This is a genomic window from Exiguobacterium sp. ERU653 (assembly GCF_018617775.1).
GTDB classification, from domain to species: Bacteria; Bacillota; Bacilli; order Exiguobacteriales; family Exiguobacteriaceae; genus Exiguobacterium; species Exiguobacterium marinum.
The window spans coordinates 1,567,278-1,582,647 of the sequence record NZ_JACSKV010000001.1 but is presented as its reverse complement, the minus strand read 5'-3'; the positions used below and the strand labels follow the sequence as shown (position 1 = coordinate 1,582,647).

Annotated in this window: 12 protein-coding genes; 9 read left to right on the top strand and 3 right to left on the bottom strand. The window is 45.2% G+C overall.

Features of this window, described 5'->3' with window-relative positions; all coding sequences use genetic code 11:
* Nucleotide 1 precedes the first annotated feature (1 nt).
* From KNO95_RS08035 to KNO95_RS08010, 6 genes are all read left to right on the top strand, one after another.
* Nucleotides 2–1,159 (top strand): glycosyltransferase family 4 protein, encoded by a 1,158-nt coding sequence (locus KNO95_RS08035; protein ID WP_084483573.1) that lies wholly within the window; start codon nt 2–4, stop codon nt 1,157–1,159.
* A 17-nt stretch (nt 1,160–1,176) separates the two neighbouring features.
* Nucleotides 1,177–2,355 (top strand): hypothetical protein, encoded by a 1,179-nt coding sequence (locus KNO95_RS08030; RefSeq protein ID WP_026825210.1) that lies wholly within the window; start codon nt 1,177–1,179, stop codon nt 2,353–2,355.
* A gap of 127 nt (nt 2,356–2,482) precedes the next feature.
* Complete coding sequence (locus KNO95_RS08025; RefSeq protein WP_152538872.1) at nt 2,483–3,244, top strand: YveK family protein; 762 nt, start codon at nt 2,483–2,485, stop codon at nt 3,242–3,244.
* Nucleotides 3,213–3,914, top strand: a complete 702-nt coding sequence (locus KNO95_RS08020; protein ID WP_214703249.1) for a CpsD/CapB family tyrosine-protein kinase — start codon at nt 3,213–3,215, stop codon at nt 3,912–3,914. Before KNO95_RS08025 ends, KNO95_RS08020 begins: the two co-directional genes overlap by 32 nt.
* Nucleotides 3,915–3,929: 15 nt before the next feature.
* A complete protein-coding gene (locus tag KNO95_RS08015; RefSeq protein WP_214703250.1) occupies nt 3,930–5,486 on the top strand; it encodes a lipopolysaccharide biosynthesis protein in 1,557 nt (518 codons plus the stop codon).
* On the top strand, nt 5,483–6,124 hold the full coding sequence (locus tag KNO95_RS08010) for a sugar transferase (RefSeq protein ID WP_285801757.1): 642 nt from the start codon (nt 5,483–5,485) through the stop codon (nt 6,122–6,124). Before KNO95_RS08015 ends, KNO95_RS08010 begins: the two co-directional genes overlap by 4 nt.
* 82 nt (nt 6,125–6,206) lie before the next feature.
* Here KNO95_RS08010 and KNO95_RS08005 read toward each other — a convergent pair whose 3' ends face one another.
* Complete coding sequence (locus KNO95_RS08005; RefSeq protein WP_026825214.1) at nt 6,207–6,446, bottom strand: hypothetical protein; 240 nt, start codon at nt 6,444–6,446, stop codon at nt 6,207–6,209.
* Nucleotides 6,447–6,571: 125 nt separating this feature from the next.
* Between KNO95_RS08005 and KNO95_RS08000 the strand changes: the two genes are divergently transcribed.
* Both KNO95_RS08000 and KNO95_RS07995 read left to right on the top strand, forming a co-directional pair.
* On the top strand, nt 6,572–7,813 hold the full coding sequence (locus tag KNO95_RS08000; RefSeq protein WP_214703251.1) for a UDP-glucose dehydrogenase family protein: 1,242 nt from the start codon (nt 6,572–6,574) through the stop codon (nt 7,811–7,813).
* 97 nt (nt 7,814–7,910) lie between these two features.
* Nucleotides 7,911–8,639 (top strand): DUF3784 domain-containing protein, encoded by a 729-nt coding sequence (locus KNO95_RS07995; protein ID WP_214703252.1) that lies wholly within the window; start codon nt 7,911–7,913, stop codon nt 8,637–8,639.
* Nucleotides 8,640–8,651: 12 nt separating this feature from the next.
* Here KNO95_RS07995 and KNO95_RS07990 read toward each other — a convergent pair whose 3' ends face one another.
* Nucleotides 8,652–11,348 carry an EAL domain-containing protein gene (locus KNO95_RS07990; protein ID WP_214878625.1) on the bottom strand — a complete coding sequence of 899 codons (2,697 nt, stop codon included), beginning with the start codon at nt 11,346–11,348 and terminating at the stop codon, nt 8,652–8,654.
* 111 nt (nt 11,349–11,459) lie between these two features.
* The gene (locus tag KNO95_RS07985; protein WP_214878623.1) at nt 11,460–13,232 is read right to left on the bottom strand and encodes a C40 family peptidase; all 1,773 of its coding nucleotides are present in this window, start codon (nt 13,230–13,232) and stop codon (nt 11,460–11,462) included.
* A 281-nt stretch (nt 13,233–13,513) separates the two neighbouring features.
* On the opposite strand from KNO95_RS07985, the gene KNO95_RS07980 reads away from it, so the two are divergent.
* Complete coding sequence (locus KNO95_RS07980) at nt 13,514–15,361, top strand: sensor domain-containing phosphodiesterase (protein ID WP_214703255.1); 1,848 nt, start codon at nt 13,514–13,516, stop codon at nt 15,359–15,361.
* Nucleotides 15,362–15,370 lie beyond the last annotated feature (9 nt).

The window sequence follows — 15,370 nt, the reverse complement described above, 5'->3', positions numbered from 1 at the left end:
GATGATGAAACGTGTCCTCATGGTCGCGTCGGTTGTATCCATGATTGAAAGTTTTAATCGTGACAATATCAGAATACTACAGGAAATGGGTTATGAGGTTCATGTTGCAACGAATTTTGAGTGGGGGAGTATGTACTCTAAAGAAAAAATCACACGTATTCGGGAGAGTCTTCAAAGAGAAGGGGTCTCCATGTTCCAAATCGATTTTGAGCGTGACATAAAAAAAATAAACCGGCATGTTAAAGCTTTTCAACAATTGAAAGATGTACTTTCACAACAAACGTATGAATTTATCCATTGCCATTCTCCAATCGGTGGGGTGATTGGCAGACTGGTTGCTCGCCAAACCGAGACTCCCTGTATGTATACAGCGCACGGGTTTCACTTTTTCAGAGGTAGTCCTTCGCTTAACTGGTTACTTTATTATCCTGTGGAGCGTACACTTGCTCATTTAACAGATACACTGGTCACGGTGAACCAAGAGGATTATGAACGGGCATTGACGTTCAAAACGTCCCGTACGTTCCGGATACCTGGGATTGGAGTCGATACGAATCGAATTGAGCAAATCTCCATCAATCGATCTGAGAAACGCAATAATCTAGGTGTTTATCAAGATTCAGACTTTGTACTGTTGTCGGTCGGAGAACTGAATGAAAATAAAAATCATGAAACGATCATCCGAGCGATCGCGACGTTGAAAGATCGAAACGTTCAATATTGGATTGCCGGAACCGGCGATTCGAAACAGCGCCTCGAACGAATGATTATCGAACTTGAACTAAAAGAACAAGTACATTTACTAGGATTTCGAGAAGATGTATTTGAAGTGATGAAAGCTGCCGATTGCTTCGTTTTTCCTTCTCGGAGGGAAGGGCTTGGCATGGCGGCCCTAGAAGCGATGGCAGCGGGCCTGCCTCTAATCACATCAAATGTTCATGGAATCAATGATTATTCAGTTGAAGGTGTGACAGGTTATAAATGTGCACCTGATGACATCGCAGGTTTTGCCCGAGCGATTCAAATGATGCGTATTGATTTAAAAGTGGCACAACAGATGGGGTCGAATAATATAAAAACTGCTAAGTCCTATGATATTGAGCAGTCAAAGATCGAAATGAGACGAATTTACGAGTCCGTTCAGGCTTCTGGACATTAAAGTGAGGGGGTGCCGTCATGAAACTTGGATCAGAAGTGAGTATCGTACGATATTTGGTACTGATTTATTACTTACTTGCGACGACAGTCTTTTATATGCTTGCCATTTATGTAAGTGGGAAGGGTATATCTTTTCAAATTTTTGGTGGGGGAGATGACGGCCTATTTTATTGGGAACAAGCCATGAATGTCTTTTATGACTTATCGTGGATTCGAACTTCTATATACCCTTGGATTATTGGGAAATACCTCCAACTGATTGGGACGGAAAGTGTATTTGCGATTCGTATGTTTAACTTTGCTGGTGTCGTATTGCTTATCCACTTTTCACTGAAATTAGTAACTGTCCAATTGGAATCTATTTCTCTAAAGAAAAATGCCACAGAAATTCGAAAAAGAGCTTATCTCCTCTCACTTGTCAGTTATATCGCCTATATTAGTTTGTTTTTCAATATCACTACGTCAATTTTTCGGGATGTATGGATTTATATGTTGTTCGTGACTGCCACATACTTAGCTACACGTTGGTTATTTGAAAAGAATTGGACCTATTTCATGCTCCTTGTTCCGACAATTTGGCTACTCGGTCAATTCCGAACTTACGCTCTTCTTTCTTTTGTGTTGGCGATGAGTATTTGGTTTGTATTTACACTCGTTAAGCGTCCTGTTGTATTCCTAATTATGTTTCTTATTGTATTCGGCGTCATTTATTCATTCTTTATGGATATCCAAGTTCCTATTGTTGAACGTACACTTCGCTCTGCCTTACAGTATCGATCCAGCGGGCTAGGTCAGTTAGGTGGGAGTAGTCAAATGGGGATTCAACTTGATGCAACGAATTATCTAGGTTTCTTGGCAAATTATGCACACAGTTATTTGGGTAACTTAGTTGGACCTTTGCCATGGCACATTCGGAGCGTGTCTACATTAATCGCCTTTGTAATTGAAGCGGTTCCGATGATTTTGATTTTAGGGTTTCTATGGTTGAGAAGAGGGTGGGTGACGAAAGTTCAAGGTTTCATTTTGACACAAGCTTTTGTATGGAACGGACTGATTGCCATCACCAACGACAACATTGGTACATCATTGCGATTACGAGCTATTGCATATTTACTGATTTTACTTGTATTCGTTGTCACCTATAGTCAGTATCGTGCTGAAACAGGGAAAAAGTCATCGTCATTCTCTCGCCAATGAAGATTTCAAAAGAATGATAAGTATCTCCTTCCTATTTTGAATTGAATGATTTTCGGAGAGGGAAAGGTTCACTATCTAATTCATAAATGGTGTCGACAGTCGAAAAAGTAAGGGAGGTATAGTCACCGTGAGAGATATCAACTCGTCAATCCAGGATACTTGGTTTATTTTGAAATCTAAAAAGTGGCTTATTTTAATGACGATGATTTTAATAGGAGCGATTGCCTACTCGTTAAGTCGGTATGTAATCCCACCGACGTATGAAGCTTCGACGCAAATTTTGGTGGTACCAAAACAAAATGGGACTGAAGCGTTAGACAGTAATCAGATCCAATCATCGCAGGGGCTGATTAATACGTATCGAATTATTATGAAAAGTCCAATCATTCTAAATGAGGTGCGTGAAAATATCCCGAATGCCCCTGAAAAGTTAGAAGAACAAATTGTTATTGAAAGCGAAGAAAATTCGCAAGTCATTACAGTTCGTGCTACCGCAGGATCAGGGGAAATGGCTGCAAGTATTGCGAATGAATTAGGTTTGGTATTTTCAAGTGAGATTCCAAGCTTAATGAAAGTCGATAATACACAAATTTTGTCACCTTCATCTGTTCCGATTGAACCGGTAGAGCCAAATATTCCACGGAACACTGCAATTGGTATACTCCTCGGGTTCATTTTCAGTAGCGCATTCGTATTAATTAGACATCTTTTCAACAAACAAATTCGAACTGAGGCGGAAGCAGAAGCCATACTTGGAATACCAGTGATTGCTTCGATTCCTCTATTTGAACGTCAATCGTTCAAATCAGATAAACATAATCCGCACTCATCGAATCAAGTAAAGGAGGGAGAGAAATATGTTCCGAAAACACAAAGAAAGCTTTCATAGAAATATGAACCGAAATTTAATTACAATCTCAGATCCGAAATCGCCAATCTCCGAACAATATCGTACACTACGTACAAATCTTGAATATACGTCGCTCGGTACAGGACTACAAACAATACTTGTAACCTCGACTTTTACTGGAGAAGGGAAATCGACAACCGCTGGAAACTTAGCCGTTGTATATGCTCAATTAGGTAAACGTGTACTAGTCGTTGATTGTGACATGCGTCGTCCAACAATGCACCAAATCTTCCGACTAGATACGAAGAATGGCCTTTCAAATGTTCTTGCAAAACGTGTCACAATTGATCTTGCCATTCAACAAACTCAACTTGAAAACTTATACGTGATGACGGCAGGCGTCATTCCACCGAATCCATCAGAACTACTCTCTGCACCTTCCTTTAAAGAGATGTTAGATCAAGTGCAGACCCAGTTTGACATCATTATTTTAGATGCACCACCAGTGATGCAAGTTGCGGATAGTCGAGTGATTGCGACTGAGGTTGACGGGACAGTTCTCGTTGTGAGTTGCGAAGCTTCAGATCGGGATGAAGTAGTAAAAGCGCGTGATCAATTGACAATGACAGGCACCAAAATTCTAGGTCTTGTGTTAAATCGCCGTGAGTATCGAAAGGATCGAAATAACTACTATTATGCATATCATTAAAAAGGAGGGATACCTATGGCGACCAAATATGCTCTCGAACCGGAAGAAGTCAGTTCGAATCAAATTAAATATGGTGCCTTGGTATCCTACGTTTCAATTGGTTTCAATATCATTTCAGGATTTCTCTATACGCCATGGATGATCGGAAAGATTGGTCAAGCTAATTATGGATTATACATTTTATCGTTTTCCATCATTGCCATTTTCGCATTTAATCTAGGTCTTGAAGTAGTAGTTGCCAGATTTTTAAGTAAATATCGAAATGATGGGGATCGGCAAGGTGAAATCCGCTTTCTAGGCATCGCCTACAAATTATTTTTTTTGCTGACCTTTATATTAGCGGTCGTGTTAGCCATTTTATATGTGTTTCTAGATAATCTTTACGGTAATTTGAGTGCTGGTGATTTAGAGAAACTACAATTTATGTACCCAATTGTTGCTTTTTACATTTTGATTACTCTAATATCTAAGCCACTCGATGCAGTGTTTATCGTAAATGAGCGTTTCATTCAATTCAATTCATTGCTATTTTTTGAGAAAGTAGTGATTGTAACCTGTACAATCGTAGCTCTTGTAATGGGGTATGGCGTATATGCGCTCGTTGTAATCAATGCGATTGTTATATTATTAAATAATATTTTCAAAGTACTATACATCTTTAAATATACAGATACTAAAATAGACTTCATGGCCAGCGGGAAAGGGATGTACCGTGAAATTTTTGTTTTTTCCTCTTGGCAAACGACTGTTGCTGCAACACATAACTTTCTAATGAATATCATGCCGACAGTACTTGTGATTGTAGCAAGTGGGGTTGCCGTTGCAATCTTTTCGATCGGGATGGTTGTTCAAGGTTATGTATTGCTTATAGCGACAGCAGTCAATTCACTTTTTTTGCCAAAAGTATCAAGGCTCACCCATTCAGGTGATGTTAAAGATATCGAAAACCTGATGATTCGGGTTGGTAGGATTCAACTCTATGTTGTGGGATTCATTACAGTAACATTCATTGCGATTGGATCGGAATTTATTCACTTTTGGGTAGGTGATGCATTTCGCGAATCATATATTGTTGCGTCGTTACTCATTGCGATGGGTGTGATTACGCTTCCTCAAGAAATTGCAAACATCCACCTTGTAACGACAAATCAAATTCGGTATCGAGCTTACGGGATGGTAATCTCGGCAGTCATCGGTTTAGTGCTCGCAATATTTTTGAGTGGGACCTACGGCGCGAGTGGAGCAGCACTCGCTCTCATGATTGGTTACTTAAGTGGAAATGCTGTATTTATGAATATCATCTACGTAAAAATATTAAAGATAGATGTTTTGCGATTTTTTAAAGAATGTCATTTACAGCTACTGCCTGGACTTTTGTTGACATTAGTTATCGGGATGGTGATTCAACACCTACATCCATCCTCAAATATGATTGAATTTTTATATAAAGCAGTGGGACTTGTTGCTCTATATGCGGTGTTTACTTGGTTCTTTACGGTGAATCAGTTTGAAAAAGATTTGATTCAATCGATTCTTCCGTTTAAGCGTATAAAGAAGGGAGAACTCAAATGAACATGTATCGTCGTTTTTTTAAGCGCCCTCAAGATCTTTTGTTAGCAATAGTTGCTTTAGTGTTACTTAGTCCTCTCATAGGGGGGACTGCTCTTCTGATTCGCCTCAAACTAGGTGGACCGATTTTATTCAAGCAAAAGCGTCCCGGAAAAGACGGTGTGATTTTTGAGATGATTAAATTCCGGACAATGACAGACGAAAGGGACGAGGCGGGAGAACTTCTTTCTGATGACAAGCGTTTGACATCATTCGGGCAAAAGTTGCGTTCGCTCAGCATCGATGAATTGCCTAGTTTGATGAACATTGTGAAAGGTGATTTATCCATCGTTGGACCGCGGCCTCTGCTCGTTGAGTATTTACCACGTTATAACGATAGACAAATGCGTCGCCATGAGGTGAGACCGGGATTGACTGGTCTTGCACAAGTGAACGGACGCAATCGTTTATCGTGGGAAGAACGATTCGAGATGGATGTGCAGTATGTCGACAACATCACGTTTATAGGTGACTGGAAGATTATCTTTCAAACCGTCTATAAAGTACTCAAAAGAGATGGAATCTCTTCGGAAACATCGGCGACGATGGAAGCATTTATGGGTAGCGAACAAAATCACAAAGAAGACGCCCTCACCCGCTGAGAGCGTTTTTGTTTTTGCATGGATACAGGAGTTTTACAGAATTTCTCGAATAATACAAAAAGAAAAAGCGCCTGACTGAGTGTCAAACACTTTTCTTCATTTGTTGCTTCCGGTCGCGTTGTACTTTCCAAATCACTGAAGCAATGACGATTAGGATTGGTGCAAAGATCCACGGTCGAGCTTCTAGAATGGCAACAAGTTCAAAAATCGAGAGCCATCCGCTCACCATGATTAATACAAGTAAAAAAGTTTTCAGTCCCCCCCGGACCGGAAACCAGAAATAAACGAACAAGGTCACTAAGAAGAAAGCGATTAAGCCCATGCAATTTGTCCTTTCACCCATCATTTTGACTCATTATAGCAAAGAACATCGAGAGAGTGTTAGAAGCTTCACTTCTTAGGTGTGTTTCGGTACGCTTAGAAAAGATGATTGAAGGAGGAACAGATGTGAAATTTGGAATTATTGGTTTAGGATACGTTGGATTGGCCACACTTTGCGGATTGGCAAAAGCCGGTCATCACGTCATCGGTGTCGAGGCTGACGAAGAGAAGTTACGTCTCCTCATGAGTGGACACCCACCATTCCATGAACCAGGCATGGCAGAGGTGCTACAAGAGCACGCCGATCAAATCACGTTAACAGATCGTGTTGCGGATACGGAGCAGGTCGACTATTTGATTCTTGCGGTCGGGACACCGAGCAAGTCAGATGGTAGCTGTGACTTATCCTATATCGAAGCAGTCCTTTCGGAACTGAGAACGAAGCATAAAATTATCATTCGTAGTTCAGTCCCCCCCGGTACGACAGATTTATTGAACATCATGTATCCCTCTCATACGTTTGCAATCGTACCTGAATTTTTACAAGAGGGACGTGCACTTGCGGATGTCATGAAGCCACATCGGGTCGTTATCGGCTGTGAGGACATTGAAGTGTCAGAGGAGCTGGCCGGCATATACGGTCGTCTCGGCGTTCCGCTCATCTGTACGATACCCATCAACGCAGAACTCATCAAATACGCATCGAATGCATTTTTGGCCACGAAAATCAGCTTCATGAATGATTTGTCGCGCTTAGCCGATAAAGCAGGTGCTGATATTATAACAATTGCGGATGGAATGGGACTCGATCCGCGTATCGGACGCTCGTTCTTAAACGCAGGAATTGGATATGGCGGATCGTGCTTCCCGAAAGATATGAACGCACTGCTTCATGTCGCGAAAGAGAATGAGATTGACTTACGTGTCATCCGAGCGGCGGCAAAAGTGAATGAGACGCAAATCGAATATGTGCTGTCTAAACTAAATCTTCAACCGAACATGCGGATTGCGATTCTTGGTTTGGCATTCAAGCCGGGAACGGACGATATGCGGGATGCCCCGTCGATTTTACTCGCGCACCATATGGTCGCCCGAGACGTTGAAGTCATCGGGTATGATCCGATTGCGACGTGGGAGTATCCGCAGGCGGCATCGATTGAAGAGGCGTTGCATGGTGCGGACTGTGCTGTTCTCGTCACGGAATGGGATGAACTCGTGAATTTGAGACCGGAGTCCTTTTCGAGTATGCGCCAGCGTCGCTTGATTGATGCGCGAAACGCGTGGAAGTTTGCGCGCGACCCGAGTGCTGTTTCGTACGAAGGAATCGGACGGATGCAACGTCCATCGAACACACCAACTTCAAACTAACATTGTTTAGGACTGCTCATATAGGCGGTCCTGTTTTCGTGTAATTTGAATCCTTCAGAAGTCTTGTATCGTAAAGAAAGGAGAGGAGGCGAGGTATATGTGGATTCTCATTCTAGCAGCAGGAATCGTCGTCGTATTAGGCTTCGCGGTAGACAGGTTCGGCTGGTATCATTTGATCTCAGGGTATAATACGATGTCTAAAGAGAGGCAAGAACGTGTCGACATCAAGCGGGTGGCGCGACTGATTGCTTGGATGTGTTACGGCATTGGCGCGATGTTTCTGTTGATTGCACTCATCGACTTGTCTGGATGGAGCGCACCACTCGAACCGTTCTTTCTCGTCCTATTCGTCTTCATCGTCGCCATGCTTTGGCGGATGCAGCGGTATGACGGGAACATCTTTGATGAATCTGGTCGTTTGAGACCGGGTGGGAAAAAGCGCCTCATCCCAATCATCATCGTCTCTGTCGTATTACTCGTCGGTGTGCCCGCGCTCCTATTTTGGTTCAGTCAACCGACTGAGGTGACTGTAACAGACTCGGTGATTGTCATTGAAGGCAGTTATGGTCGTGAAATCCCGCTCGATGAAGTGGAAGACGTGACATGGACAATCTTACCGGACATCGCGCGTCGGACGAACGGAGCAGACACGGGAACACGTCTGACTGGACATTTTCGCACGGAAGCAGGAGAAGATGTCCTCCTGTTTATCGATCGCGATGTCGAACCGGTCATTCGACTCGATTGGTCGGCAGAACCAATCTATCTCAATCAGTCGTCGGCAGAAGCGACGCGAGCATTATATGAAGAGATTCAATCACGCTGAAAAAAGGGACACTCAATGCGAGTGTCCCTTCGTGTTGACCCAAGTTTCAAATGAAGCCGCATCAAGAGCTGGTGAGAAGTAGTAGCCCTGCCCGAGCTCGACTCCTTCATGAATCATTCGTGACAGGTCGTCATCGGTCTCGATGCCTTCAGCGAGGGCGGTCAGCTGTTGCTCGTTCGCAAAACGCGACACGGCACGTAAGAAGGATGTACTTTCTTTCGCCTTCCCACTCACATACATCCGGTCGATTTTGACTTCTTGAATCGGCAAATGCCAAATCGCTTCGAATGAGGCATATCCGGTCCCGAAGTCGTCAATCGAGAGGCAATATCCGAGGTCGGCGATATCTTCTAACCGTTCGAGTTCACTCTCATACGACATAATATCTGACGACTCCGTCAATTCAATCTTCAATCGGTCCGGTAGCCAAGGATGTAGCTCGATGGAGTCCCGAAGTTTCGCTACAATCGACGGGTCGACCGAATGAGCCGACAAGTTGAACGACAGTGAGATGTCTTCGAAAGGTGTGTCTTGCCACGCGACGAGCTGTGCGATCGTCTGGTCGAGAATGTTATGCGATAGCCATAAGATTTGATCGGATCGCTCTGCGACACGAATGAATTCGTTCGGTGGAACGACTCCGACGTCAGGATGTGTCCAGCGGGCGAGTACTTCCGCCCCGACGACACGGTCTGTTTTCAGCTCGACTTGTGGCTGATAGGCGACCGTCAATTCACCTTTTCGGATCGCCTCTGGAAGCGCCTGCTCAATCAGTGCGGCGAGTTGCATCTGGGCTAGGATGTCTGAGTCATACCAAACCGATGGGATGCGGGTTTCTTTGGCGTGTTGTAACGCCTTCATCGCCTCAAACAAACAATCGTTATACGCAGGTTTCGTCTCGGTTGCACCGATTTGGATGTGTACATTTTGTCGTTTATGATTGACTGTCAATTCCGTCGGGAACAGTTCCAATAATTCATGTTCATCCTCAAAAGAGAAGCCTCTGACATACAGCATGAACGTATCGTCCCGATACCGCCCGAATAGATGTTGTGCATATTTGGAGAGGCGAGCCTCGACGGTGCGCGCGAACTCGTTCATGAGAAGATCGGCGTATGCCGGATCGTACCAATCGACGAGGTGATGGTAGTCATGCAGTCTAATCAAGACGAATGCACCGTCAATCTCTTGATTCTCCCATCTGCGGATGAAGCCATACTCGTTGTAGAGGTTGGTCGCCAAATCAAAGCGCACGAGACGGTCGACTTTTCGTTCCCGCTCGACACGATCGGTCTCATCTTCAACAATCAAATAATATGTCAATTGTTCTTCTCGTTTTAGCGGTGTCAATTTCACGTTCAAATAACGAGTATGTTCGCCTTTCAAATGAATGATGAATTGGGCGCTCGTTCCTTGGTTGGTCACGCCTTCAAGTGCTTGTTCAAACAAACGGCGACCCGTCTCGGTGAACAGTTGGTTGATCTCATATAAATTTCGGTCGCCAAAAAACTGACGGAACATCTCATTTCGTTCAATCAGATTATAAGAATCATCCATCAGCGCGATGGCGAGCCCGGTCTCTGAAAAGAGGGACGACCAACGTTCGTGATAGCGCACGAGATCCTGTGAGCGATTTTCGAGCTCATGGAAGGTCGAATGAACGCTTGCGGCAATCTCGCGTAACTCGTCCTCAATGCCACGGAAGTCATGCGTCTTCGGGAACATCTCTTCAACCGGCGTGAGACTTGGATCGATAGCAAGCGCTCGTGCCTTGAGGTGCGCCAAATCGTGATTGTAACGCTTGCGCGTATAGTAAAGCAGGAAAATCAGTCCGAGTGATAAGAGGAATATCATGACGAATGAGATAGTGGCGAGAAGTTGGTAATGTTTACTTTCTTCTCGTAGCGCGATCTCTGAAGTAGAGCGAATCGAGCGAAGAGCCCCATACGCATCTTCGTAGACGTTCGTTGAATTGACATAACGAGCTTCTAGAGATGCCTCACGGTTTGCCATATTGGCGAACGATTGACCACTTTCTGCCACGTCGATGACCGCTTTCGTTTGTAACGTTGTGTTCGATGCGATGATTGTTTGGATGATTGCCGCTTCGCCTACAATCAAATCAACGGTACTGGCCAGTTGGTTCTCGTCAATTGAATCACCGAGTAAGGAAGCGCCGTTTCGCATGAGCATCGATTGCATCCGCATAATAGCGTCAATCAGTTCATAAGCTGCATTCGGTTGATTCGTTTGTTCGAGCGCTCGATAGAACCAACGGCGATTGATTGAACTGATGACATCGTTCGGGACCGCCTCGAATCGCTCTTCTTCGAGAATACGGTTCAAATCGTTCGAGAACGTCTGAAGCGTCTCTCGTTCCCGTTCGTTTATACCAGCTTCGAAGTCGTTCAATAAGCGCTCATTGTATTGGAGTGCCCGTTCTTTGTACGGTGTGGATAAGAACGATGACGTCTGATTCGACTGTTCCTCGTAACGGGTCGCCGCCTCGAAGAGCGTCACATACGCTTCGACACCAGCCAGGTCTGCCGCCTGATTCAAATTCGCGATCGTCTGGTCGATGGCTTCTTGTTTTTCATGCCAATAAAAACTCGTTCCAAGCCCAAACAACAGGACACCGATGAGACAAGCGACCGCAAGCGCCATCGTGTAGATACGGTATGGAATTTTCGCGAAACGGGATTGGCCCATCCGGCACCTCCTTTTTTTCTTCATCATACTCCGATTTCGGGTCACGGGATGAAATTCCTGCAAAACGAAAGAAAAACCCGACTTTTGTCGGGTTTATTAACGTGACTAAAGTCACGGGCGCTTATAACCGATTAAGCGTGATTGCCAATACGGTTCTTTACTGATTTGGTTATAACCTAATCCGTATGAACCGGCATGGATGAATATATCAGCGTTAATCATGATGCCCATATGCGATGGTCCTGCGGTATACGTGTTTTCGAAAAAGACGAGATCACCGGGCTGCGGGACGAACGACTTCGGTAATTGTGCTCCGAAGTAAGCACCGCCCCAGTAATTGGCCACGTTCGTACGTGGGATGCTGACACCGGATTGATTGAATACATAATAGATGAGACCTGAACAATCGAATCCGCCGTTGGCCGGGCTAGAAGATGCCCACACGTATGGTGTACCCACATACTGTTTAGCCACCTGGATGGTCGAAAGTCGTGTAGACTGAGCGCTTTGTCCTTTGATTTCTGTGACGGCTGATTTTGCGACAAATCCTGAAGAGAGCCGATAGTGCGTAGCCGTCTCTCCAATGATGTTCAACAGTTCTCCGCGGAGTGTCGAACCGACCGTACTGCTCGCCTCGCTCGCCTGTGACCGAATCGAAGTCGGATAGTACGTATAGTACGAGTTTGCGTCATAGGAACCTTCGACCCAAGCCGGACCTTCTGCCGAGCCTTTCGGGACCGTTTTCACATAGGCCGAGGCAACAAAGCCGACCGTATTCCCGTAATAGATTTGTAGCCAACCTTTTGAAGACTCGACGACGCGCAACGTCTGTCCCGCTTTGACACTACCGATAATCGTCGCACTCGTTGAAGAGCTCGAACGGACGTTCAAAGAGGGAGTGTTGACGATGTAATCAACAGTGGCATTGCCAGCACCGGCATCTCCTTCATTGGGGGCAGGGTCACTCGGTGTCGTGGTCGTTTGCTTTAAATAACCGGCGCTCACGTATCCGGATTTACCATTATACGTGACATAGTACCAGCTACCTGACTGTTTCGTCGCCTGGACGACCGTGCCGTTCGGGATGGACGTGACGAGGGCGTAGCCGATGCCGGCACCTTGCCGAACATTCAAGTTTGCGGTCGTGGTGAACTGTTGGTTGATGGATTGTTCTGTACTCGGTGACGTAGATGTCGCTGATTCAGATGTCGTTAAATATGTATTGGCGACATATCCAGTTTTTGTCCCGTACTTTACTTTCGACCATGAGCCTTCGACAGCTAAGACGGTGACCGTCTTGCCCTTAGGAATCGTGAGTACCACGGTCGTCTTTGTTGACTTCGACGAGCGAAGATTCAAGTTTACTTTCGTTTGGGCCGTCGCCGCGTTCGGTGTGACAGTCGAAGGCGTGTCTGCTCCGCTTGACGTGGAAGCTTTTTGTAAATAGTCGTTATGCACCCACCCGGTCTGTCCGCCGTAACTGACTTTCGTCCACGATCCTTTTGATTGAATCGGGGTGAGCGTTTTGCCTTTTGGAATCGTCAAGAGGACGCGGTGCCACGTTCCTCCGGCGAGTCGCATGTTCAACGCATGCGTCGTCGTGACACGATTCGTACTCGCAGCTGTCAACGATGAACCACCTGTCGATGCAGACGCATTTCCTGTGAGACGTAGTGTCTGACCGACGCGAATATGGTTAGAGGATAGTCCGTTCAAAGATTTAACCGTCGCGACAGATACATCGTAGGAACGGCTGATGGACCATAATGTATCACCAGAACGTACCGTATGCGTGGTCGCAGCCGCAGCTTCGTCCGCGTGGGCAAGTATACTTACCGCTGCGAGAGCCGCGAATGAGTAAGTGAGACCAGACTTTGAATTCATAGCGTCACATCCTTTCAAAGAGTGAGAATGAAACCATTCAACAAGTGAAACAATACAAGTTTATTGTACGGTGAGACGAAATGAGCAAGCAATGGGGCAAAAGGTCAATTCACGTCCCTTTCTTGAAAAGGAGGTCAATAATTTATAAATGGGTATAAATGGATATTTAACAGAATCGAAAAAGGAGGAAGTATTGACTTTCTGTTGAATTTTGGAAAACGTGACGTGTGATGTTTCATGCTATCATTAGGTCAAAATAAATTTGGTGAGGTAGCAGACTGATGATCGAGAAGAACTTTTCAAACCGAACATATCGTAAACATCAAGAGAAACTGTTCGAGCTCGTGAGAATGCCGATTGTGACCGAGAAAACCGTACAGGAGGCGATTCGATATATGTGTGAGATCGTCGCTGATATGCTGGCGGTCGATACAGTGTCAATTTGGCATTTTGACACATCATATCAATCCATTTCGTGCCAAGTCGCCTATTCTCACGAATCAGGTACACATTATCCGAAGTTGACGGTTCATCGTGAACTCGCAGCGGACTATTTTGAGGCGCTTCAGACAGAACGGGTCCTCAAGTTCGAGGACGTTCGAAGTCACCCGTGGGTGAAGGAACTATACACAGAGTATTTTGTGGAAGGTCAGCGTATCCACTCGATGCTCGATGCTCCGATTTACGCGAACAATCGCGCTAAAGGTGTGATTTGTTGCGAAACATTTTTACCGCGGAAGTGGAACTATCTTGAAGAATTAATTGTGAGCACGCTTGCGGACTTTATCGCAATCCTTTACTTTCGACTCGACCGTCAGTTGATTGATGAACATCTTCATCAACTGGCCTATACGGATGAATTAACGGGATTGATGAATAAGTACGCGTTTGTCGATGAAATCGATTCACTTCGTCTTCATACGAAAGGTTTTCTCGGTGCTGTTCTTTATATTCGAGCCGATGATTTTCGATCGATTGAAGATGCTATCGGTTCTGAAGCGTCTGATTTGATTGTCAAAGAAATGGCGAGTCGATTGCGCAAGGTGGTCGATGAGTCTCGAATGGCTCGAACGTCTCAATCTGGATTTGTCATTTGGATTCCTTACGGGGAACGGAGGAAAGTGCATACGCTTGCGGAACACTTATGTGAGCAAGTGACACGTCTCCCGTATCGAATTAATGAATTAGATGTTGTGTTGACGACGAGCGCGTTCATCTCGATTGAAATTGAAGGTCGCTCCACATTAGACATGATTCATACAACTCGGGTTGTTGCGGGTCAATCGAATGGGAAGCGGGGAGTCATTGCGTTTTTTGAAGAGGAGATGGCACAGAAAGCATCAGATCGCCTAAGGCTAGAGATGAACCTACGATTGGGAGTCTTATCAGAACAGTTTGAGTTATATTATCAACCAAAAGTTATTGCTGATTCTGGAAAATTGAAAGGGTTCGAAGGATTGATGCGCTGGAATCATCCGGAGCGTGGTCTCGTACCGCCACTCGATTTCATTCCGCTCGCCGAATCGACGGGGATCATCATCGACCTAGAAGAATGGGCGTTCGTAACGGCCTGTCGCCAGCTCAAACAGTGGCATAATCGTGGAGACCGCTACGAGCTTGCGCTCAACTTATCGGCGCGTCATTTCTTATCTGAAGGGGTCGTCGAAAAATTTGCCCAAATCGCACGTGAAGAAGGAATCTGTACGAGTTATATGACTCTGGAGATTACAGAGAGCGTTGGGATGGAAAACCAGCAACACGTCATCGACCGTTTCATCGCCTTCCGGGAAGAAGGATTTTCCATTTCCATCGATGACTTCGGGACCGGGTTCTCAGCATTCGTCTACTTAAAGCACTATCCGATTCATGAGATCAAAATCGATCGACAGTTCATTCAAGTGACAGAGAACGACCCGACCGGGAACGTCATCGTTGAATCCATCGTCGACTTAGCACGCGGATTGAACTTGAAGACGGTTTGTGAAGGCGTCGAAACGCTTGAGCAGTGGAACGCATTACGTGGACTCGGCTGTGACGAGATGCAAGGGTACTATTTCTCTAGACCGTTGCCGCTTCAAGAACTTGAAACATGGATTGCTAGCTATACGACACAGACAAGGGACGCCTGAGCGTCCCTT

What these genes read in the sequence shown, in the direction of transcription:
- KNO95_RS08005 (WP_026825214.1), bottom strand. Translation starts at nt 6,446, where the DNA reads ATGGGCTTAATCGCTTTCTTCTTAGTGACCTTGTTCGTTTATTTCTGG.
- KNO95_RS08035 (WP_084483573.1), top strand. Translation starts at nt 2, where the DNA reads ATGATGAAACGTGTCCTCATGGTCGCGTCGGTTGTATCCATGATTGAA.
- KNO95_RS07985 (WP_214878623.1), bottom strand. Translation starts at nt 13,232, where the DNA reads ATGAATTCAAAGTCTGGTCTCACTTACTCATTCGCGGCTCTCGCAGCG.
- KNO95_RS08030 (WP_026825210.1), top strand. Translation starts at nt 1,177, where the DNA reads ATGAAACTTGGATCAGAAGTGAGTATCGTACGATATTTGGTACTGATT.
- KNO95_RS08015 (WP_214703250.1), top strand. Translation starts at nt 3,930, where the DNA reads ATGGCGACCAAATATGCTCTCGAACCGGAAGAAGTCAGTTCGAATCAA.
- KNO95_RS07995 (WP_214703252.1), top strand. Translation starts at nt 7,911, where the DNA reads ATGTGGATTCTCATTCTAGCAGCAGGAATCGTCGTCGTATTAGGCTTC.
- KNO95_RS07990 (WP_214878625.1), bottom strand. Translation starts at nt 11,348, where the DNA reads ATGGGCCAATCCCGTTTCGCGAAAATTCCATACCGTATCTACACGATG.
- KNO95_RS07980 (WP_214703255.1), top strand. Translation starts at nt 13,514, where the DNA reads ATGATCGAGAAGAACTTTTCAAACCGAACATATCGTAAACATCAAGAG.
- KNO95_RS08020 (WP_214703249.1), top strand. Translation starts at nt 3,213, where the DNA reads ATGTTCCGAAAACACAAAGAAAGCTTTCATAGAAATATGAACCGAAAT.
- KNO95_RS08010 (WP_285801757.1), top strand. Translation starts at nt 5,483, where the DNA reads ATGAACATGTATCGTCGTTTTTTTAAGCGCCCTCAAGATCTTTTGTTA.